The organism is Bacillus sp. FJAT-44742 (assembly GCF_002797315.1).
GTDB classification, from domain to species: domain Bacteria; phylum Bacillota; class Bacilli; order Bacillales; family Marinococcaceae; genus Thalassorhabdus; species Thalassorhabdus alkalitolerans.
In genome coordinates, this window is sequence record NZ_KZ454936.1 from 991,992 (window position 1) to 1,012,827 (window position 20,836).

Sequence of the window (20,836 nt, forward strand, 5' to 3'; positions counted from 1 at the left end):
CCATGAGAAAATTGAAAATAGGAATTACCTGTTATCCAAGTGTCGGAGGCTCAGGGGTAATTGCAACTGAATTGGGAAAATTGTTAGCTGAAAAGGGCCATGAAATCCATTTTATTTCTTCTAGCCTTCCTTTTCGATTAAATAAAGTGTATTCAAACATCTATTATCATGAAGTAGAAGTAAACCAATATGAAGTGTTTAAATACCCTCCTTATTCTTTGACGCTGGCAAGTAAAATGGCAGAAGTAATTAATGAGGAGGACCTTGATATTCTTCATGTCCATTATGCAGTCCCTCACGCAGTTTGTGCTCTGCTTGCCAAGGATATGACCGAGCAGGATGTTAAAATTATCACGACTCTGCATGGTACAGATATTACGGTTTTAGGGTATGATCCTTCTTTAAAAGAAATTATCAAATACGGAATTAACCGCTCTGATGTGGTTACAGCTGTCTCATCCGCTCTGGTAAAGCAGACCAGGGAAATGTTTCATACGGACAGAGCTATAGAAACAGTGTACAACTTTATTGACGAGCGTGTGTATCAGGAAAAAGAAGTACCAGGTTTACGGGAGGCATACGGAATAAAGGAAGGGGAAAAAGTGATTATCCACGTTTCCAACTTTCGTCCGGTCAAAAGGATAACAGATGTAGTCGAAGCATTCTCAGTCGTGGCCTCGCAAATGGAAGCCAGGCTTTTAATGGTAGGAGACGGGCCGGAAAAAAACAAGGCGGCAGAAGTTTCCAGAAAACTCGGTATTGAAGATAGAGTTAAATTTTTAGGCAACCAAAAACATATAGCAGACCTGTTGTCTATTTCTGATGTCATGTTTCTGTTATCTGAAAAAGAAAGCTTTGGCCTCGCAGCTTTAGAAGCGATGGCTTGTGGAGTTCCTGTTATCGGCACAGCGGTCGGTGGAATACCGGAAGTAGTTCTCGATGGAGAAACAGGTTTTATCACTCCGGCAGAAGATCCTGTGACAGCAGGTGAAAAAGCTGTCGAGCTTTTAGAAAGTGAAAGCTTATACAGGAAGCTGTCGGTTTTTTCAAAGGAAAGGGCGCAGCAGCAGTTTTCATCGTTTTCCATTGTGGAGCAATATGAATCAATTTACAAAACAGCACTAGAAAATGAGGAAAATTAAATGACCCGCCAGCAAGATATTTGGAGAGGTGCAAAGGAATTATTGAGTGAAATAAAGCTTCACGGTTTTGAAGGTTATATTGTTGGGGGAGCAGTACGCGACTACTTTCTAAATGTACCAGTAAATGATATTGATATTGCGACAGATGCCCGGCCAGCAGAAATTGAAAGAATGTACCCGAAAACGGCAGCTCTGGGAAAAAAACATGGAACCATTTTAGTGTTGCACCGTGGCTTACCCTATGAAGTGACAACGTTTCGGGGAAAGAATGATGAAAGCAGCACATTATCAGCCGATTTAGAAAAAAGAGATTTTACAATGAACGCTATGGCTTTAACTGCGGATGAACTTGTCATTGACCCTTTCGGGGGAAAAAAGGATATTGAAAGGGGACTTATACGAGGAGTCAAAGATCCTAATGCACGTATACTCGATGACCCTTTGAGGATGATACGTGCCTTTCGCTTCATTGCCCAATATGATTTTCTCATTGAACCACAAACAAAAAACGCGATACGCTCCTTAGCAAAAGAATTGGACAACACAGCAGCAGAGCGTATAGGCAGTGAATGGGTTAAAATTCTCACAGGTCCTTACAGCCAGCGAGCTCTGAATGAATTTTTTACTTGTTTGCCCCTGACTTCTCTAAGGAAAGACTTGTTTCCTGAAAACTGGGAGATCCCCGACTCTTGGGAGCCAGTAGTAAGGGTAGAGGGGGAAGTCCAGTGCTGGGCTGCATTTTTACTTTTAATGAATGAAAGGGAACCTGGTTTTCGTTTAAAGAAGTGGAAGCGATCTAATTCGCTGCAAAAAAAGGTCAAACAAGTGATGTTTTGGAGCTGCTGGAGAAAGGCTAATGAATGGACGAACGAAGACTTGTACAGGGCAGGGAAGACTGCGGCACTGGCTGCCGAGGAACTTTATGGTGTGTTCTTTAAGAAAAATGATGCCTGGAGCAAAGAAGAATTACATGCCAGGTTTGACAGCTTCCCTATTGCTTCTCGGGAAGATTTGTCTGTTAATGGCAGTGAACTTGCAGAAGCGCTTGAAAGAACACCAGGGCCCTGGATAAGTGAATGTCTAAAGGAACTGGAAACAGCCGTGATAAATAACAAAGTGAAAAACTGTAAAGAAGACCTTATAATTTGGATAAAGGAGCAGATGGATCCGTGAGAGGCAAACTAATTCAAGTACTTACAGAAGCTGGGAATGAGTTTATATCCGGGCAGTATATCAGCGAGCAGCTGGGAATATCAAGAACAGCTGTGTGGAAGCATATCGAAGAATTGAGAAAAAGCGGGTACGAACTAGAGGCGGTCCCTCGAAAAGGGTATCGTCTCCTTTTTACACCGGACACAGTAAGTGCGGAAGAAATTTCTTCACGACTGACAACCTCTATCATGGGAGCTCATGTTCATTATGAAAAGTCTGTACCCTCCACCCAGGAAGTCGCTCACAAATTGGCAAGGGACGGAGCGGCGGAAGGAACAGTGATTGTGGCTGATGAACAAACAAAAGGAAAAGGAAGGCTTGGCAGAGAATGGTTTTCGCCGTCAGGGACAGGCCTCTGGTTCAGTCTGTTGCTGCGACCGGATATTCCTCCCCAGCAAGCGCCCCAGCTTACTTTGCTGACAGCAGTAGCTGTCATTGAAGGAATTGAGGAAGCAACTGGTGTAAAAGCAGAAATTAAATGGCCTAATGACCTTTTGGTACAAGGAAAAAAAATAGCTGGCATACTCACAGAAATGCAGTCAGAACCAGACAGAGTACAAGCTGTCATTGTAGGAGTGGGCATTAACGTGAATCAGGAAAAAAGCAGCCTTCCCGAAGACCTTCAATCTATCGCCACATCTCTGGCTATTGAAAAAGGGACAACTTTTCACAGGGCTGATGTATTGACTTCAGTGCTCAAAAGGTATGAATATTGGTATCAGTACTTTTTGCACGATGGATTTGATCGTGTGCGCAGACGATGGGAGGCCCTTGCTATTTCTTTTGGCAAAAAAATCACAGCTCGCACCGTTCAAGGAGCAGAATATGGAACGGCAAAGGGAATAACCGATGACGGTGTACTCATCCTGGAAAAAGAAGACGGTGAAATAAAATATATTTACAGTGCAGATATTGAATTTAACAACGATACCAATTAAAATTTTGGTATAATCAATGGACAGGCAATATCCAAGTGAATTGCACTGGCCTATCATGACAGCTGGCTGTGCCAGCACTATTCAGAGCATTTTTATTATTATGTCTGCCTTGATCCAACATTACGAGGACAGGGACAGAGGGATGCAAGAAACCGTTTATCAGAGTGATCTGCTCGAGCAGGTTTAGTTTGTCCTGCTTAAATGGTATAAATCCTTCTTCCCCAGGGAGAAGGAATTTTTGTGGTTACTCCATTCTGTGGTTTCTTTTGTATCTTCTCTGCTAAAAAAGGAGGAGAAGAGTAGTGAAAACAACTTCTGGTTTTCAGAAAATGAAATCATCCGGCGAAAAGATTGCAATGATGACTGCCTATGATGCGCCTTCTGCAAGGGGTGCAGAACAAGCGGGGGTTGACCTTATTCTTGTCGGTGATTCAGCAGGTATGGTAGTCCATGGCTATGATTCTACTGTGCCAGTTACATTGGAGGATATGATTTTGCATACGAAGGCCGTCCGCCGCGGAGCGCCGGATACCTTTGTAGTAACAGATATGCCTTTTTTAACCTATCACGAAGGAACAAAAGAAACTGTTCAGAATGCAAGACGCCTTATTCAGGAAGGCGGAGCCCATGCGGTAAAAATGGAAGGGGCCGGGAACGTTGTCGAGAGTATTTCCGCTTTAACATCCGGCGGGGTTCCTGTCATGGCTCACTTGGGCCTGACCCCGCAGTCTGTGGGAGTCCTAGGCGGCTACAAAGTACAGGGGAAAAGTGATGAGGCAGCCCATGCATTGCTTGAAGAGGCAAAAGAAATTGAAAATGCTGGAGCTTTTTCAATTGTATTAGAGTGCGTTCCAAAGCAGCTTGCTGAGCTGGTTTCAAAACAACTTTCTATCCCTGTCATTGGTATAGGAGCTGGAAAAGACACAGACGGACAGGTGCTTGTTTATCACGATGTCATTGGTTACGGTAATGGGTTTGTGCCAAAGTTTGTGAAACAATACAGTGATGTGGATTCTATCATTGAAAAAGCCATCGCAGAGTATGTAAACGAAGTGAAAGAACAGAGCTTCCCCGAAGAACAGCACACCTTTACGATGAAAGAAGAACAGCTGAAAAGCTTTTACGGGGGTGTGAAGTAGTGCGGGTCGTACGAACAATCGCGGAGCTTAAAACAGAACTTTCCCGCAAGAAAAACGAAGGACATGAGATTGGTTTTGTTCCTACAATGGGATATTTGCATGAAGCACATTTACGGCTGGTGGATCGAGCCTGCCAGGAAAACGGCACCGTGGTGATGAGTATTTTTGTTAACCCTCTTCAATTCGGTCCTAATGAGGATTTTGACCGCTATCCAAGAGACATTGAAAGAGATAAGAAATTGGCAGTGGAACGGGGTGTAGATATACTGTTTTGCCCCGATACGAAGGAGATGTATCCTTCTCCCCTTTCTGTCACAGTGCAGGTAAAGGAGGGGACAGACGTTTTATGCGGCAGGCATCGTCCGGGTCATTTTGATGGGGTGGCGACTGTCGTATTGAAACTCCTTCATATGGTAGAGCCGTCTCGTATTTATTTTGGTATGAAAGATGCTCAGCAAGTAGCAGTCATCGAAAAGATGGTCAGTGACTTAAACATCCCTGTGACGGTCGTGCCGTGTGAAACAATAAGGGAAAACGACGGACTCGCCAAAAGTTCAAGAAATGTGTATCTTTCTGAAAAAGAGAGGCGTCAGGCCCCTGCCTTGTATGAGAGTCTTGTTCAGGGAGCAGCATTGATAAACGAAGGGGAAGATCGGCCGGAGAAGGTCATTGAAAAAGTAAAGGATATGATTGAGGCCAAAACAGACGGAGAAATAGATTATGTTGAGCTTCTCTCTTATCCGGATTTAAAGCCTGTTGAGTCGATAGAGGGCAGAGTAATTATAGCTGCGGCTCTGCGTTTTGAGAAAGCTCGCCTGATTGACAATATAACATTAGAGGCCAGCCGCAAAGCTGCTGCCGCCTATTAAATTTATTGGGGGAAAGAATATGTTTCGAACTATGATGAAGTCGAAAATTCATCGTGCAACTGTCACTGAAGCGGATTTGAACTACGTAGGAAGTATAACGATTGACCAGGATATATTAGATGCTGTAAACATTATTGAAAACGAAAAGGTTCAAGTGGTAAACAATAATAATGGCGCACGGCTGGAAACGTATGTGATCGCTGGCGAAAGAGGCAGCGGAGTGTTTTGCTTAAATGGAGCAGCTGCCCGTCTAGTTCAGCCCGGGGATCTTATCATTGTAATTGCTTATGCGATGGTCGAAGAGAAAAACTTGGAAAAGTTTGAACCAAAAGTAGCCATAATGAATGATAAGAATGAAATTGAGACATTAATGGCAACAGAACCTGCACATACAATTTTATAATAGGAGAGGCGGTTGTCTTAAAAGTCTCGACTCCTCGTTAAGCGAGCTGGAAGGGTTCACTCCAGCTCGTTTGTTTGTATGTTTTACAGCAGGAGTGGGATCGTTCATTACAATCCCCATATTTTTTACTATACTTGGCCGCAGGCCGCCGGATCCTGACATACATGTGCCTTCTTCAGTCCTCCCTTGTGGAAACCTTCCGAAAAATAAGGACCCTGCTTCGTAACATATACTTAATTGGTGCTTTACCTGATAGGAGAAATATAAGTTGGTAACGGTACAGAGATAATCCATGTTTTTAATCTGTTATAATAAATGAGTGTGGAAAAATGCACCTATAGTTTTAAGCCATCGTGAAAGGCAGCAGGGGTGAAAAAATGACTGAAAGATACGTAATTATAGATGTAGAAACAACTGGAAATGCTCCCAAAAAAGGAGACAGGATTATTCAAATCGGTGCAGTCGCTGTAGAAAACGAAGTAATTGTTGATTCCTACTCTTCTTTTTTTAACCCGGGGCACAGCATTCCTTCCTTCATACAGCAGCTAACTGGTATCAATGATAATGATGTGGCTGACGCTCCATTATTTGAAGAACAGGTGCCGAGACTCCTTACGTTTTTGGAAGGTTCCTATTTTGTCGCCCATAACGTTCCTTTTGATCTCTCTTTCATTAATGGGGAATTAGAAAGGGCAGGTTATGAGCCATTTGGCGGCCCGGTGATAGATACCGTTGAATGCGCCCGCCTTCTTTACCCGACAGAAGCAAGCTATCAGCTGAATCAGCTCGCAGAAACCTTTTCTGTGGTTCATGACCGCCCTCATCAGGCGGACAGTGATGCAGAAGTTACAGCTATTATCTGGATGAAACTGAAGAAAAAGCTTGAAGAGCTGCCAGCAGCTACGCTGCACCGTATGCTTCCATTATCAAAACACCTGGAAAGCGAGATTGAGCCTATCATTCAAAGTGCTCTCAGAGAAAAAGTGAAAGCAGATGCTGAAGACCCGGCTCATATTGAAGTCTATCGCCAAATAGCTCTTAAAAGGAAGACTCCCTTTCAAAAGAGAAGTCAAAAACAGCCAGATGGGGAACAGAGAATAAACAGCAATGAATTTTTCAAGCAAGAAGGGCACCTGGCTCGTTCGATGAAAAAATATGAATATCGTTCCGGACAGGAAGATATGGCAGCTTCAATACATGATGCTTTTAATCAGAACAGCCATTTACTTGTAGAAGCAGGTACAGGAACAGGAAAGTCACTGGCTTACCTGCTTCCTGCCGTGGAATTTGCCAAGCAAACGAACCGTCCTGTAATTGTGTCGACGCAAACGATCACGCTGCAGGACCAGCTGATGGCTCAGGAGATCCCCCTTCTGCAAAAAGCTCTCCCTTATACCTTTGATGTTTCCCTGTTAAAAGGCAGAAGTCATTACTTATGTTTGCGGAAGTTTGAACAGCTTCTTGATGAACAGCCCGAACATTATGAGCAGGCTTTGGCACTGGGACAGCTTCTCGTCTGGCTTACAGAAACAGAATATGGGGATGTTGAAGAACTTAACCTTGTGGGTGGAGCTTCACGGAGATTCTGGGATCAAGTGAAGAGCGACGGGGAATCATGTACGGGTCCTTCCTGCCCATGGTTTTCACGCTGCTTTTATCAACAGGCAAGAGAAAGGGCTTTTCATGGAGATATCGTGGTAACTAACCATGCTTTGTTGTTTACGGACATGGTACATGACCAGTCTCTATTGCCTGGTTACCGGCATGCTGTAATTGACGAAGCCCATCATTTAGAGCAGCTGGCAAGCCAGCACCTGGGAATTGAAACAGATTACACCAGGTTCACTCATCTTATTCATCGCCTTGGAACAATGGATAATGAGGGCCTTCTTGCTCAAAGTGTAGCCATTATTCCTGACGGTCCCCCGATAAAAGAGCAGGGATGGGTAAAGGCAAGAACTGAAAAACTGGCTGATTTGAAATTTGAAATAGATGAGCTCTTTCGAATGCTTCATGGTTTTTGTCTGGGCCGCTCCAAACGAGGAAGCTCTGAAGTAGGAAGGCTTTCCATACGTTTTTCCCCATCAGAGGAAAAGGGATTGTCGGCTATCCAGGAAGGAGCCAAAAGAGTGGTTATGCTTCTTGAAGAAGAGGGAAAGAAGCTTCTTGAAGTCGGTGATCATATAGATCAAGAGCTCCTCTCCTTTCAAGAACGGGGGATTTTCTCAGATTTTTTATCAGCAGTAAGAGACTTGCTGGCAGAAGGAACCATGCTTGAAAAATTGCTCCTTGAAGAAGATCCTAATATGGTGTATTGGATGGAAGCAGAAAGCAAAGGCGCTCAAAATGCCACGTATTTGTATGCCCGTCCAATCGATGTCTCCGAACTTCTGGCTGATAAACTTTTTGCAAAAAAAGACAGCGTAATTATGACTTCGGCAACCTTGACCGTTAAAAATTCTTTTCGGTTTATAAAAAAACGTTTAGGCCTTGATGACTTTGGAGTTGAAACCTTATCTGTTCCCTCTCCCTTTAACTACCAAAGACAGGCCAAATTGTTAATACCAGAGGATATGGGCAGCATTAAAAGGGCTGATGAAAAAGCTTTTATTGAGCAAACAGCAGAGTTTATTTATCATAGTGCATCTATTACGCAAGGCCGTATGCTCGTATTATTTACATCGTTCGACATGCTCAGGAAAACTTACAGGTTGTTGCGAGAATGGGATGATGAAGGTGATTTTGTCCTGATTGGCCAAGGGGTGAAAACAGGAAGCCGAACAAAGCTCATGAAGACATTTAGACAGCATGAAAGGTCTATTCTCTTAGGAACAAGCACTTTTTGGGAGGGTGTTGATATTCCAGGTGACGCTTTAAGCTGCCTTGTAATCGTGCGCCTGCCCTTTTCTCCTCCTGACGAGCCTGTTTTGCAGGCTAAATCTGAAAAAGTGAAAGCAGAGGGAAAAAATCCATTTTCTGAATTGTCTCTTCCACAAGCTGTGCTGAGATTTAAACAGGGGTTCGGACGCCTGATACGCCAGGAAAACGATAAAGGTGTGGTGGTGGTCCTTGATAAAAGGCTGCTGCAATCATCCTATGGCAAAGATTTTATAAGGTCTCTTCCCAAGGTACCGGTCATTCAGAAACCAATGGACGAAGTATTAAATGAAATTGATCGTTTTTTAAATGAGTAAGTTCATAAGCTGCTATGAAATCACGTACACTAAGGAAGGTTCAGGAGGCTCTTTATAAGGAAGGGGAGCGACACAGGTGCGTGATGTATTGCTATATGTCTGTTTGTTTTGCTTTTTGCAGCTTGGTTTGACGGGGTGTCAGGAAAGTTATCCTGCCAGCACTGAGGCAAGTCCTGCCTTAGAAATGGACATCCATCTAGAAGCTGATGAATTCTTAATAACCTTTATGGATTTGCCCGACGGAGAGGCTACCCTTCTTCAATCAGGTGCAGGAGAAAATGTCCTTATAAACACCGGGGGGCAAAGAAGCAGGCCAAAGCTTGAAGAAAGTCTTCAGGCCTTTGATGTGTATGCGATTGATGCTCTGGTACTTACAAATGAGGATGAGGCTTATACAGCTAACACAGACTGGCTTTCCGCCCAATACGGCATAGACACCATTATTGGAAGCCGGAAATCTTCTGAAATGATTGCAGACCGGTTTCCGGCACTTTCATCCAAAGTGATATATTGGGAGGAAGGGAAAGTGAATTTCCCTGCAAGTGGGATGGAAACCGAGGTTCTTTTTGCGGGAGAAGATGAGGAGGGCGCGCTCGTTCTTAAATTTTCCTACGGCAGAGAAAGTCTTTTATACATGGGGACAGCAAAGGAAGAAGTAGAAGAAGCGCTGACAGATCATCCCAGAATTAAATCAACGTTTTTGAAAGTAGGAGATTTCGGGAGTCATTTTGGAGCCAATCTTATGTTCCTGGACCATGTGGATCCCCAGATAGCAATCGTTTTTCTCTTGGGTGGAGACCGGGCGGACAAAGGGTTATTGGAACGGCTGAATGATGCCTGGATTGATGTGTACCAAACAGGCAAGCACGGTACTATCTCTTTTAAATGGAACAAAGAAAAAAATGAATGGTTCACATTAATCTCCAGGAAATAGGATTATATCTGAAGGAGTAAGGGGCAGATAAGATGTATGATTTGTTAATCCAGAATGCAGCGGTAATCACTCTGGACAACGAAGAGATGATCGACAATGGTTTTGTGCTGATTCATGAGGGGAGATTCATCCAAGTGAGTGAAGGCCCCCCTCCTTTGGCACTGAAAGAGAAGGCTGTAAATATAAAAGATGCAAAAGGAAAATGGCTGCTCCCTGGTTTTTTTAATACTCATTGTCACACCCCTATGTCCATTTTAAGGGGAGCGGCTGATGATTTACCCCTTGATCAGTGGCTGAAAGAGGAAGTGTGGCCACGGGAAAAGTTTTTAGATAAGGACATGATCAATGCAGGAACTTCTCTTGCCCTGGTGGAAATGATCCGTTCAGGCACCGTAGGATTTTTAGACATGTATCATTTACATATGGATACCGTTGCGGAAGCAGTGGTGGAAGCAGGCTTAAAGGGTGCCTTATCAAGAGGCATGATTGCCCTTGGATTTACTCCTCAGGAGTTAAAAGACAAGCTACATGAAGCTGCTGTCCTTGCGAAAGGATGGGAAAGCCATGAATCGAAAAGGCTGAAGGGGTTTTTGTTCCCTCATGCTCCTTATACCTGCACTCCTGATTTTCTGGAGGCGGTGGCAGACAGAGCGAGCATTGAAAACCTTCCTTTAAGCATTCACTTAGCAGAAACAAAAAAAGAAGTCGCTCGCCATGAAGCAGAATACGGAAAACGACCGGTTGAACATTTAGATGACCTGGGCTTTTTTGAAAGTCCGGTTCTGGCTGCCCATGGGGTTCATGTAAACTCTTATGAGATAAAACTAATGACAGACAAGAACGTTTCAGTCAGCCATAACCCCCTTAGCAATCTAAAGCTTGGTTCGGGTGTGGCGCCTGTTGGAGAAATGATGAAGCAAGGTCTTCATTTATCAATAGGGACAGACAGTGTTGTATCCAACAATAACCTTGATATGTTCCAGGAAGTCAGGACAGCTGCTTTACTGCAAAAGGGCTTTTTTCATGATGCATCCCTGGTTACGGCCAGAGAAGCGCTGCAAATGGGGACCATTCATGGAGCTCAGGCAGCAGGTTTCACTGAAAGCGGCTTAATAAAAGAAGGGTACGAGGCAGATTTTATATTAGTGGATTCTTCAAAGCCTCATCTTCAGCCCGTGGAGAATAGAGTCTCTCATCTTGTTTATTCAGCTTCTGGACAGGATGTAACAGACGTTTTCGTTAATGGAAGGGCCGTAATGAGTAATAAGGAGCTTATTACCCTTGATGAAGAGAGGATTATTTATGAAGCAAATAACCAGTACCGTCGTTTAAACGGTTTGTACCGAAATTAACCTGCACCATAGGCAGGTGCAGGCATGAATGAGGTACGGGCGGGTTTGTTTTCATTCACTCCCTTAACGGGTATGTTTTTATAGTTCCCCTGATAAGGTGCAGGCATGCAAAATGGGGACAGAAACAAAAGGAAGGCAGGGATGAACATGGAAAGCAAAATCGAGGTATTATCGACAGTGAAGGTTCAATCAACTCCTGACCTTTACAAAATTGTTGATTCTTTAAATCGGACATTGAAAAAAGAAGATCTAATGTTTGGGCTGGCATTGGACGAAGAAGATAAAGAGCAGATGGTCTTTACAATATACCGCACATAGAAAGGAAGTGAAGGGCATGCGGAATCTGGTTGCGATTCTCGGTGTCGCAATTGTCGTGGCCCTTATTGTTGTAGGTATTCTTTTTTACCAAAGTGCACGTTCCCCTCTGGCCAGTCTGGAAACCCGGACAATAGAAGCTGCGCAGGGGGAAGATGGAATAACTTCGGTGGAAGAAGCAGAAATTTACAACGGCGAGGAACAATACAGGGTAGCAAGAGCTTTCAATGACGAAGGCGAAGAAGAGATATTATTTTATGATGAAGAGTGGGAGCTGATTGACCGCCGATCAGCTGGTGAAGGAGTAACCAAAGGGCAGGTGCGTTCCATGGTGGAGGAAGCGGAAGAAGGCGTGGATATTCGTTCGGTGCGTTTAGGCTATGACCAAAACCAGCCTGTATATGAAATAACGTATCGCAGTCAGGAAGGAAGATTTCATTATTACTACGTTACTTTTGAAGATGCCTCCTTCGTTAAACGGTACAGCCTGCAAGAGTCAACCTGAATGGGCTGACAGGCTGCTGCGCCTTCCCTTCTTGTTATGCTCTGTTTGAGGAAAAGGGATGAAGCTTGAATTCAACACGCTCATTCCGTAAACTTATCTTTAGGTGATTTTTCTGAAAAATAACCTTTTATAAAGTTATGGACGTTTGCAAGGAATCTAGAGGAGGCCATAAGATGAAATTAGCTAAGCGAGTATCAACACTAACACCATCTTCAACATTAGCAATCACAGCAAAAGCGAAAGAATTAAAATCCCAGGGCCATGATGTCATAGGTCTGGGAGCTGGAGAACCAGACTTTAACACTCCTGATTACATTATAAAAGCAGCTGTTCAATCCATGGAGGAAGGACATACAAAATACACTCCTTCAGGGGGCCTGCCGAAATTAAAGGAAATGATCGCCCATAAATTTAAGCAAGACCAAAACCTTACTTACAGCTCTGAAGAAATTATTGTGGGCACCGGAGCAAAGCATGCCCTATATACGCTGTTTCAAACTCTTTTAGATGAAGGAGACGAAGTAATTATCCCGACTCCTTACTGGGTAAGTTATCCGGAGCAGGTCAAGCTTGCTGGAGGAAAGCCAGTTTATATTGAAGGTAAAGAAGAAAATGACTTTAAAGTAACTCCTGAACAGCTTCAAGAGGCTATAACCAGCAAAACTAAAGCTTTTATCCTGAACTCTCCAAGCAACCCTACAGGCTCCATGTACGAGCCGGAGGAGTTAAAAGCGGTTGGAGAAGCAGCTTTGGAAAACGATATACTCATTGTATCCGATGAAATTTATGAAAAGCTTGTGTATGGCGGAGCAGAACATACATCAGTAGCTCAGTTGTCTGAGAAGCTGAAAGAACAGACGATTATTATAAACGGTGTTTCTAAGTCTCACTCTATGACTGGCTGGCGCATTGGCTACGCAGCTGGGAGAAAAGAAATTATTATAGCAATGACCAACCTTGCCAGTCATTCCACATCCAACCCGACAGCCAATGCTCAGTACGGGGCCATTGCTGCCTACGAGAAGGATGATGGTTCTGTAGAAAACATGAGGAAAGCTTTTGAGGATCGCTTGAATACGATTTATGAAAAGCTTGTAGAGCTTCCGGGAGTAACGTGTGTAAAACCCAAAGGAGCCTTTTATCTTTTTCCTAACGTGAAGGAAGCTGCAAAAATGAACGGCTATGATGACGTGGATGAGTGGGTAAAGGATCTTCTCGAAGAAGAGAAAGTAGCGCTGGTTCCTGGATCAGGCTTTGGTTCACCAGATAACGTACGATTATCCTATGCTACTTCACTGGATTTATTAGAAGGAGCGATTGAACGTATTGGACGCTTTATAGAAAAGAAAAAACAGTAAACAAAAAGGACGGTTCTTAGAGAGAGCCGTCCTTTTGTGGTGTCGTTGACTTCCATTTTTAAGCCCATGTATAATGAGGCTTGTGGATAAGTGAACCGAGAACCGACAGGAGGGACAAAAACGTGAAAACGACGATTAAAAAAGCAGGCAGTCACGTAGGTAATGAGGTTACGATTGGGTGCTGGCTTGCAAACAAACGCTCCAGTGGAAAAATTGCCTTTTTACAGCTTCGCGATGGAACAGGATTTATTCAAGGAGTCGTTGTCAAAAGTGAAGTTGGCGAGGAGTTGTTTAAAAAAGCAAAGGAAATCACACAAGAAAGTTCATTATATATAAAAGGTGTCATTCAAGAAGATGACCGTGCTCCTTCCGGATATGAATTGACAGTTACAGGAATTGAAGTGATCCAGCAAGCAGAAGATTACCCTATTACTCCAAAAGAGCATGGCACGGAATTTTTAATGGACAATCGTCATCTGTGGATTCGTTCAAAAAAACAGCATGCTACACTCCGGATTAGACATGAAATTATCCAGGCAACATATGAATTTTTTGATAAGGAAGGTTTTATTAAGGTTGACCCTCCTATTTTGACAGGAAATTCAGCAGAAGGAACGACTAATTTATTTCACACCAAGTATTTCGATGAAGATGCCTTCTTGTCTCAGTCAGGACAGCTGTACATGGAAGCGGCTGCCATGGCCTTTAACCGCGTGTTTTCCTTTGGACCGACCTTCAGGGCAGAAAAGTCCAAAACTCGTCGTCATTTAATCGAGTTTTGGATGATTGAACCAGAAATGGCTTTTGTTGAACATGAAGAAAGTCTTGAAATTCAGGAGCAATATGTAAGTTATGTGGTTCAGGCTGTACTTAAAAATTGCGGGCAGGAGCTCAAAGCTCTTGAGCGTGACACATCCAAGCTGGAGCAAATTAGTGCTCCTTTTCCACGGATTACGTATGATGAGGCAATTGATATCTTGAAAAAAGAAGGCCAAGAGGTTGAATGGGGAGAAGATTTTGGTGCCCCTCATGAAACAATCATTGCTGAAAAATTTGATAAACCGGTGTTTATTACTCATTATCCAAAAGATATCAAAGCTTTTTATATGAAACCTGATCCTGACCGGGAAGATGTTGTACTTTGTGCCGATCTTATAGCGCCTGAGGGCTATGGTGAAATCATCGGCGGAAGCCAGAGAATTGATGATTTTGAACTGCTGAAAGATCGCTACAACGAACATAATCTTTCTGAAGAAGCGTACGGCTGGTATTTAGATTTACGTAAATACGGTACGGTTCCTCATTCTGGATTTGGCCTTGGATTAGAAAGAACAGTTGCATGGATTTCAGGGACGGAACATGTCCGGGAAACCATTCCATTTCCACGTCTCTTAAATCGGTTATATCCATAAAAGGAAAAAAATCAAGACTACTTTATTTTAATAATCAATGGTAAAATGATCTCTCAATGACCTGATGCTTAGATGATCATCGTATAAATACCAGGACCTTACCCCCGTTATGCGGGGGATTTTATTTTAAATCAGCTCTGTTAATGACCTATGTTGTTTTTTATTAAGTCATTTAGCAGGAAACGCGTGCGAGAAGCCTTCTGGAAGAGCACTGGTCCAGGATGCAAGGAACAGAGCTAATCATGGTGTTTCTTTGATACAAAAGCAGGATCTGGAAAGATCCACGGCAGGGGAGGGAAAAGGATGGAAAGAAAACAATTGATCGGATGGCTTAAAGCAGGACACATCTCGATACCAAAGCTGTTCTTAGATTATTACGCAGCGCTCGGTCTAAAAGAGGAAGAAATGATGGTGCTTATCCATGTACATCGTTATATGGAAGAGGGACATGCGTTTCCTACTCCAGATGACTTGGCTGCGAAAATGACACTGGAAGCAAAAGCATGTGCCGGCCATCTTCGTGGGTTAATAAAGCGAGGATTTCTCCATATAGAAGAACAAGAGGACGAAAATCAGGTAATGTTTGAAACGTATTCTCTTGACCCGCTCTATAATCAGCTTCTTACTATGTTCGCACAGGAAACAGAAGAAGGATGCCAGGAAGAGAAGGAGACGGCTGAAAGAGAGCTGTATGAGTTGTTTGAGCATGAATTCAGCAGGCCCCTTTCACCAATGGAATGCGAAACGATAGCCATGTGGCTTGAGCAGGATCAATATGAAAAAGAAATTATTCATGCAGCCCTTAGAGAAGCGGTGATCTCTGGAAAACTTAATTTACGTTACATAGACCGTATTTTGTTCGAATGGCAAAAAAACGGAGTAAAAACAGTGGAGGAAGCAAGGAAGCACGGAGAAAAATTCCGAAAGTACCAAACAAATCGACGACCAGTTCAGGAGCGTGAGAAAACCCCCCATTATCCCGGTTTTAACTGGCTTGATTCCTAAAGAATGGGTGGTGCAATCTGCAGAAAGGAGTAAATGGAAATGCTGACAAAAAAACAGGTGGAAGAGATTCTGAATACCATCGGAGAAATGTTTCCTGAAGCAGAATGTGAACTTACCCATACGAATCCTTTTGAATTATTAATAGCCGTTGTTCTTTCTGCTCAATGCACGGATGCTCTTGTAAACAAGGTTACTCCTTCATTATTTGCTAAATATAAAGAACCAGAAGATTACTTGGCTGTGGAACAGGAAGAGCTTGAACAGGATATACGTTCCATTGGGCTTTATCGAAACAAAGCCAAAAACATCAAAAAGCTGAGCCGATCCCTTGTTGAAGAGTATAATGGTGAAGTTCCAGAATCAAGGGATGAATTAATGAAGCTAGCTGGTGTCGGGAGAAAAACAGCAAACGTTGTATCCTCTGTAGCATTTGACTTCCCTGCAATTGCAGTGGATACCCACGTTGAACGGGTTTCTAAACGACTAGGGATCTGCAGGTGGAAAGATAATGTGACTCAGGTGGAAGAGACACTGATGAAAAAAATTCCTCAGGATCAATGGTCTGTGACCCATCATCGTTTAATCTTTTTTGGAAGGTACCATTGTAAGGCCCAGTCGCCGAAATGTGATATTTGTCCGCTCCTGGATCTATGCCGGGAAGGAAAGAAACGGATGAAAAAAAAGGAGGGGACAGCGTGAATGATGTACCTGTTCCTGCCCCTTATTGTGAAGCCCCTTTTTATTCCAGCTCGGTGACTGAGTTGATTTCATTGTCTGTCCCCATTGAAGAAGGCATCCGGAAATACCCTTTCTATGCTGAAATAAGGTTCATATACAGACCGGTTGATTCTAAGCCATGGACAGAGGTGGAGAAATACGTATCTTTTCTCCTGCAAGAATGGAAACAAGAAAGAGGAAAATTAGCAGCTTTATATAGAGAGCGAAAAAGGGCAGAAGCTTCGCCTCTCATGGTTAAACAACTGGCAAACCTGATCAGTGCGCTGTGGTGGGCAAATGAAAAACCGGTGCCATCAGCGAAGCCGAGTATTCTTAGTAAAGAAAGTAAAAGGCTTGAGGTAAAGCCTTTTAATATAGAAGATAGATTAGCTTTTGTTTTCGAGGCGCCAGATCATCATGCTTCTTTTGTACAGCTAAAGGAAATGTTTGATGAACTTGAAAAACGATTTAAAGTATCCTTGCTGAAAACAAAGAAAAGTAACTGAAAAAGGCAGCTTAGCTGTCTTTTTTTGTATAGGAGAGTTTCATCCAAAGAGGAAGGTTTTTTTTATGCCATGAAAGACTGGTCTTTTGTTAGAAAATTCGCTATAGTAAGCGTGAAGGACGGTGTATAAAAGAAATGACGATCACAAAGACGGATCTCATCCATCATTTAGAGCAAGAGCTTCCTTTTCGTAAGGATAACCAAGCTAGACTGGAACAGCTGAAAGAAAAACAAAATAATGAGACATTTGATGTCGCGTTCTGCGGCCATTTCTCAGCAGGAAAATCAACAATTTTAAACCATATTCTTGGGGCAGAAGTACTGCCGACAAGTCCTATCCCTACCAGTGCAAATATCATTACCATTAAGCAAGGGCCCTTAGGCCTTGAAGCAGAAACTCCTGACAGTTCTGCAGAGCGCTGGGAGGGAGAAATTCCATGGGGTGATGTGCGTAAGTGGGGCATGGACGGAGCGGCAATCAAACAAATAACTATTACAGCTCCTTTATCTTTTCTGGGAGAAAATGTCCGCCTACTGGACACGCCAGGGGTAGATTCTACAGACCCTACCCACCAGCAGGTAACAGCTGAGCAATTATATACGACAGATGTAATTGTGTATGTAACAGACTACAACCATGTCCAGTCAGAGACTAACCTGCATTTTCTCCGCCAGCTGACATCAGAACAAAAGCCTATCTTTTTGGTCATTAATCAAATAGATAAGCATGATGAGAAAGAATTAAGCCTCCATGCTTATGAGAATTCAATTAAGACAATGCTTGATCGATGGAATATTCATCCTATCTCGATTTATTACACAAGCATGAAGGATTTGGATCATCCGGCAAACCAAATTGAAGTATTTAATAGGGAAATGAAAGCCCTTTTATACCGGGGCGAGGAGATTCTTTCAGAAAGTTTATCAAGGCTTGCAGCAGGAACTGCAGAAGCTTTGAAGTCTAGGATTGAAGAGGAAATAGAAGAAGCAAAGGAAGAATGGGAAGCAAGACTCGAAGAAAATGATATCGACCCTGAACTTATTCGCAAACAAAAATCCAGGGAACATCGCCTGAAGACTCTCGATGGAGAAAAGAAACAGGCTATCAAAAAACTTTATGACGATAGAAACAGCTTATTTGAAAATGTAACGTTGTTTCCGTACTCAACTACAGAAAAGGCAAGGAGTTGGCTTGAAAGCCAGGATCCTCAATTTAAAGTAGGGGTGTTCTTTAGTAAAAAGAAAACAGAAGAAGAAAGAAACCAGCGCTTGCAGGCTCTCACCGAAGAGCTGAATGAAAAAATCAACACTCAGCTTCTTTTTCACATCAAGAATCTTCTCTCAAATGCAAGCAGGGAGGACTTGCCTGATCAAGCCTATTATGAAAGGCAGCTTGAGGAATTAGAGATAACAGTGGATCAGCAATGGTTTGCTCCTTATGTGACAACACAGCAGATGGATCGTCAGTTTGTTTATACGTTCACAAAGCAAATCACATCTGACATAGTGAGAACAGTCAAACAGAAAACTGATGAGCTCTTTTCCCTGTATGAGCAGGGAATCAGCAAAGCATATGAAAACGAAAAGGGAGAAATCGAAGGTCTGCTACAACAATCTGCCAGCCTTGATTTTGAAAAACAAGCATGGGAGGAAGTCCAACAAGGTTTTGAAAATGAAATAGAAGCTGTCAATGAGTGGCTTAGAAGACATGATCCGATCTTTTCATTAGAAAACAAGCTGAAGGATCTTCTCCAACGAGGGGCGCCAGATGCAGATAATAATATTTTTTCTGAAGTCACTATGCCAGATGAAGGTGTAATTGACCAGGAAGAAGAGGAAACGACCTTCACCTCCCGCATTCAAGAAGATTTATCCTGGATGGTTGAGCCGGTCAGTACGTATGTAAGCGAGTATAGAGACAGATCATTCTTATCTTCTGAAAGAAGGCAGCTTGAGAATTTTCTCACCCGCTATGAGAATCAAACCTTTGTCATTTCTTTATTTGGAGCATTTAGTGCGGGGAAATCGAGTTTCGGTAATGCCCTTCTTGGCGATACGGTTCTTCCAGTCTCGCCTCATCCTACAACAGCCACTGTGAACCGTGTAAGAAAGTCTGATAAAGAGCATTCTCATGGTACTGTGAAAGTGTTTGTCAAAAGTGAAGAGTTTTTAAATAATGAAATAAAAAAAGTAGCCAGAGAGCTTGAAGAGGATGTTCAGTTAAAAACCTTAAGGTCATGGGACAGATCTGAGAAAAATATCACCTCAACGTGGAAACGAACAAATATTCAATATTTAAAAACATTGAAAAGGTCTTTGGAACAATCACCTTGGAAACTGGGCGAAGAACTGACAATGCCGCTGCCGGAACTGCATGATTTGGTAGCTAAGGAAGAGAAAGCATGTTTGCTTCAAGAAGTCATTGTCTATTATGACTGTGAATGGACAAAGCGAGGAGTAGAGCTGGTAGACACCCCGGGTGTGAACTCTATTCATGGGCGTCATACGAACGTTGCATTTGAGCAAATGAGAGTATCAGATGCCATCTTCTATTTAACTTATTATAATCATGCTTTCTCAAAGGCTGACCAGTACTTTCTTCAGCAAATGGGCAAGGTTAATGAAACCTTTGAGCAAGATAAATTGTATTTCATAATTAATGCATCTGATTTGGCAAATTCACCCCAGGAACTAAACGGGGTAAAGAATCATGTGAAAGAACAGCTGAAGGGTAATGGTTTAAAAGAGCCACGTTTATTTGCTCTTTCCAGTAAAAAGGGTCTGGAGGCAAAGCAGAAAAAGGAAGTATTGGATCAATCATCATTCGGAATGTTTGAAGATCATTTCCGTGAGCATACCATAGAAGAACTAAAGCACTTAAATCTATTATCTATTAAAGGAAAAGCTGAAGAAATTCTTAATAAAATTGATGACACTCTTTCAGGAATGGCAGGAGACAAGGAAGAAAAAGAAAGACAGCTTGCAGGGCAGACAGCTACGATACAAAGGCTGGGGAAAGAGGCGGAAAATTTCTCACTGCAAAAAGGCAAGGGAGAAGTGCTTCGAGAATCAGAACAGCAGTTTGCTTATTTAAAAGAGAGAACTGCCTTTGTCATGAATGATTATTTTCCTCATGTCATTAATAGTGCGGTCATTAACGGCTCAACCAAAAAAGAGCTGAGAAACCAGCTCGACGGGGCGATTTATGAATTTGAAGGGTTTATAGAACAATTCCTTAGGCAGGAAATAGAAGCTTCCTTGATCCGATTGGAACAAAAGCTTAGAAGAGAAGGAGAAGAGGGAATTTCTGAATGGATGAAACAATGGAGAAAAGAGCTTCCATTTTTATCAGTCAGTAATAAGGAATGGAAGGAACAGTCCATTTCCCTGGAGCACCCTTCCTATTTAGCCTTAGACCGTGAGAAATATGCGCCTTATGTGAAATCCAAAAAGGACTTCTTTGAGAACCACGAAATTAAACGCCTCAAAGAATCGTTAATTGAGGATGGAAAGGAAGGAGCAGCTTCAAAACTGGCTACTGTAGAAGCAAAAGTAAAAGAAGAATTAATTGATAGGGTAGCTCAGTGGGAGAAGAATGGACAAAACCGTTTAAAAGAAAGCCTGCATCAGGAAAAAGAAAGACTTACTTGGATGATGGATACTTCCATGAAACCTGCCCTTGAAGCTGAGAAGGAAAAACTGACATCTATTTTTAGATGATCATTATAAAAGGGTATGGTTGCCTGCCACAGCATCTTCCTTCTGAAAGGATAACTGATGAAAAAGGAAAAGTAAGGGGAAAAAATAAATGAAATATGCAGTGAAGGGTAATCTTG

At 42.7% G+C, this 20,836-nt stretch carries 19 protein-coding genes; 18 read left to right on the top strand and 1 reads right to left on the bottom strand.

Going from position 1 to position 20,836, the window contains the following annotated elements; translation table 11 throughout:
- Nucleotides 1-2 precede the first annotated feature (2 nt).
- From bshA to panD, 7 genes are all read left to right on the top strand, one after another.
- Nucleotides 3-1,142: an N-acetyl-alpha-D-glucosaminyl L-malate synthase BshA gene (bshA, locus tag CEF17_RS05120; protein ID WP_100398570.1), complete on the top strand. Its 1,140-nt coding sequence runs from the start codon at nucleotides 3-5 to the stop codon at nucleotides 1,140-1,142.
- The gene (locus CEF17_RS05125; protein ID WP_100398571.1) at nucleotides 1,143-2,315 is read left to right on the top strand and encodes a CCA tRNA nucleotidyltransferase; all 1,173 of its coding nucleotides are present in this window, start codon (nucleotides 1,143-1,145) and stop codon (nucleotides 2,313-2,315) included. It begins immediately after the preceding gene.
- Complete coding sequence (locus CEF17_RS05130; protein ID WP_442857428.1) at nucleotides 2,288-3,292, top strand: biotin--[acetyl-CoA-carboxylase] ligase; 1,005 nt, start codon at nucleotides 2,288-2,290, stop codon at nucleotides 3,290-3,292. Before CEF17_RS05125 ends, CEF17_RS05130 begins: the two co-directional genes overlap by 28 nt.
- 16 nt (nucleotides 3,293-3,308) lie before the next feature.
- Nucleotides 3,309-3,479: a hypothetical protein gene (locus tag CEF17_RS20295; protein ID WP_198508886.1), complete on the top strand. Its 171-nt coding sequence runs from the start codon at nucleotides 3,309-3,311 to the stop codon at nucleotides 3,477-3,479.
- A 115-nt stretch (nucleotides 3,480-3,594) separates the two neighbouring features.
- On the top strand, nucleotides 3,595-4,431 hold the full coding sequence (panB, locus tag CEF17_RS05135) for a 3-methyl-2-oxobutanoate hydroxymethyltransferase (RefSeq protein ID WP_100398573.1): 837 nt from the start codon (nucleotides 3,595-3,597) through the stop codon (nucleotides 4,429-4,431).
- On the top strand, nucleotides 4,431-5,300 hold the full coding sequence (gene panC, locus CEF17_RS05140; RefSeq protein ID WP_100398574.1) for a pantoate--beta-alanine ligase: 870 nt from the start codon (nucleotides 4,431-4,433) through the stop codon (nucleotides 5,298-5,300). The genes panB and panC overlap by 1 nt, the downstream gene beginning before the upstream one ends.
- A gap of 19 nt (nucleotides 5,301-5,319) precedes the next feature.
- Nucleotides 5,320-5,703, top strand: a complete 384-nt coding sequence (panD, locus tag CEF17_RS05145; RefSeq protein ID WP_100398575.1) for an aspartate 1-decarboxylase — start codon at nucleotides 5,320-5,322, stop codon at nucleotides 5,701-5,703.
- Here panD and CEF17_RS19855 read toward each other — a convergent pair.
- Nucleotides 5,698-5,865 carry a hypothetical protein gene (locus CEF17_RS19855; RefSeq protein WP_157842930.1) on the bottom strand — a complete coding sequence of 56 codons (168 nt, stop codon included), beginning with the start codon at nucleotides 5,863-5,865 and terminating at the stop codon, nucleotides 5,698-5,700. The genes panD and CEF17_RS19855 overlap by 6 nt on opposite strands.
- A 215-nt stretch (nucleotides 5,866-6,080) precedes the next feature.
- On the opposite strand from CEF17_RS19855, the gene dinG reads away from it, so the two are divergent.
- The 11 genes from dinG (at nucleotide 6,081) to CEF17_RS05200 (ending at nucleotide 20,720) form a co-directional block, all read left to right on the top strand.
- On the top strand, nucleotides 6,081-8,897 hold the full coding sequence (dinG, locus tag CEF17_RS05150; protein ID WP_100398576.1) for an ATP-dependent DNA helicase DinG: 2,817 nt from the start codon (nucleotides 6,081-6,083) through the stop codon (nucleotides 8,895-8,897).
- A 76-nt stretch (nucleotides 8,898-8,973) separates the two neighbouring features.
- Complete coding sequence (locus tag CEF17_RS05155) at nucleotides 8,974-9,831, top strand: ComEC/Rec2 family competence protein (protein WP_100398577.1); 858 nt, start codon at nucleotides 8,974-8,976, stop codon at nucleotides 9,829-9,831.
- Nucleotides 9,832-9,863: 32 nt separating this feature from the next.
- A complete protein-coding gene (locus tag CEF17_RS05160; protein ID WP_100398578.1) occupies nucleotides 9,864-11,183 on the top strand; it encodes an amidohydrolase in 1,320 nt (439 codons plus the stop codon).
- A 147-nt stretch (nucleotides 11,184-11,330) separates the two neighbouring features.
- Nucleotides 11,331-11,501 carry a YpmA family protein gene (locus tag CEF17_RS05165; protein ID WP_083465308.1) on the top strand — a complete coding sequence of 57 codons (171 nt, stop codon included), beginning with the start codon at nucleotides 11,331-11,333 and terminating at the stop codon, nucleotides 11,499-11,501.
- A gap of 16 nt (nucleotides 11,502-11,517) precedes the next feature.
- On the top strand, nucleotides 11,518-12,003 hold the full coding sequence (locus CEF17_RS05170) for a hypothetical protein (RefSeq protein WP_100398579.1): 486 nt from the start codon (nucleotides 11,518-11,520) through the stop codon (nucleotides 12,001-12,003).
- Nucleotides 12,004-12,176: 173 nt separating this feature from the next.
- Entirely contained in the window at nucleotides 12,177-13,361 is a 1,185-nt protein-coding gene (locus CEF17_RS05175; RefSeq protein ID WP_100398580.1) for a pyridoxal phosphate-dependent aminotransferase, read from the top strand.
- Between the two features lie 122 nt (nucleotides 13,362-13,483).
- The gene (gene asnS / locus CEF17_RS05180) at nucleotides 13,484-14,773 is read left to right on the top strand and encodes an asparagine--tRNA ligase (RefSeq protein WP_100398581.1); all 1,290 of its coding nucleotides are present in this window, start codon (nucleotides 13,484-13,486) and stop codon (nucleotides 14,771-14,773) included.
- A 303-nt stretch (nucleotides 14,774-15,076) separates the two neighbouring features.
- Nucleotides 15,077-15,778 (top strand): DnaD domain-containing protein, encoded by a 702-nt coding sequence (locus CEF17_RS05185; RefSeq protein ID WP_100398582.1) that lies wholly within the window; start codon nucleotides 15,077-15,079, stop codon nucleotides 15,776-15,778.
- Between the two features lie 39 nt (nucleotides 15,779-15,817).
- Nucleotides 15,818-16,477, top strand: coding sequence for an endonuclease III (nth, locus tag CEF17_RS05190; RefSeq protein WP_100398583.1), 660 nt, complete (start codon nucleotides 15,818-15,820; stop codon nucleotides 16,475-16,477).
- Nucleotides 16,474-17,001: a YpoC family protein gene (locus CEF17_RS05195; RefSeq protein WP_100398584.1), complete on the top strand. Its 528-nt coding sequence runs from the start codon at nucleotides 16,474-16,476 to the stop codon at nucleotides 16,999-17,001. The genes nth and CEF17_RS05195 overlap by 4 nt, the downstream gene beginning before the upstream one ends.
- 134 nt (nucleotides 17,002-17,135) lie before the next feature.
- On the top strand, nucleotides 17,136-20,720 hold the full coding sequence (locus tag CEF17_RS05200; RefSeq protein ID WP_100398585.1) for a dynamin family protein: 3,585 nt from the start codon (nucleotides 17,136-17,138) through the stop codon (nucleotides 20,718-20,720).
- Nucleotides 20,721-20,836 lie beyond the last annotated feature (116 nt).

Excerpts from the sequence above, each read along its gene's own strand:
- CEF17_RS05125 (WP_100398571.1), top strand. The coding sequence starts at position 1,143 with ATGACCCGCCAGCAAGATATTTGGAGAGGTGCAAAGGAATTATTGAGT.
- nth (WP_100398583.1), top strand. The coding sequence starts at position 15,818 with ATGCTGACAAAAAAACAGGTGGAAGAGATTCTGAATACCATCGGAGAA.
- panD (WP_100398575.1), top strand. The coding sequence starts at position 5,320 with ATGTTTCGAACTATGATGAAGTCGAAAATTCATCGTGCAACTGTCACT.
- CEF17_RS20295 (WP_198508886.1), top strand. The coding sequence starts at position 3,309 with ATGGACAGGCAATATCCAAGTGAATTGCACTGGCCTATCATGACAGCT.
- CEF17_RS05165 (WP_083465308.1), top strand. The coding sequence starts at position 11,331 with ATGGAAAGCAAAATCGAGGTATTATCGACAGTGAAGGTTCAATCAACT.
- CEF17_RS05185 (WP_100398582.1), top strand. The coding sequence starts at position 15,077 with ATGGAAAGAAAACAATTGATCGGATGGCTTAAAGCAGGACACATCTCG.
- CEF17_RS05175 (WP_100398580.1), top strand. The coding sequence starts at position 12,177 with ATGAAATTAGCTAAGCGAGTATCAACACTAACACCATCTTCAACATTA.
- CEF17_RS05160 (WP_100398578.1), top strand. The coding sequence starts at position 9,864 with ATGTATGATTTGTTAATCCAGAATGCAGCGGTAATCACTCTGGACAAC.
- CEF17_RS19855 (WP_157842930.1), bottom strand. The coding sequence starts at position 5,865 with ATGTCAGGATCCGGCGGCCTGCGGCCAAGTATAGTAAAAAATATGGGG.
- bshA (WP_100398570.1), top strand. The coding sequence starts at position 3 with ATGAGAAAATTGAAAATAGGAATTACCTGTTATCCAAGTGTCGGAGGC.
- CEF17_RS05170 (WP_100398579.1), top strand. The coding sequence starts at position 11,518 with ATGCGGAATCTGGTTGCGATTCTCGGTGTCGCAATTGTCGTGGCCCTT.
- dinG (WP_100398576.1), top strand. The coding sequence starts at position 6,081 with ATGACTGAAAGATACGTAATTATAGATGTAGAAACAACTGGAAATGCT.
- CEF17_RS05200 (WP_100398585.1), top strand. The coding sequence starts at position 17,136 with ATGACGATCACAAAGACGGATCTCATCCATCATTTAGAGCAAGAGCTT.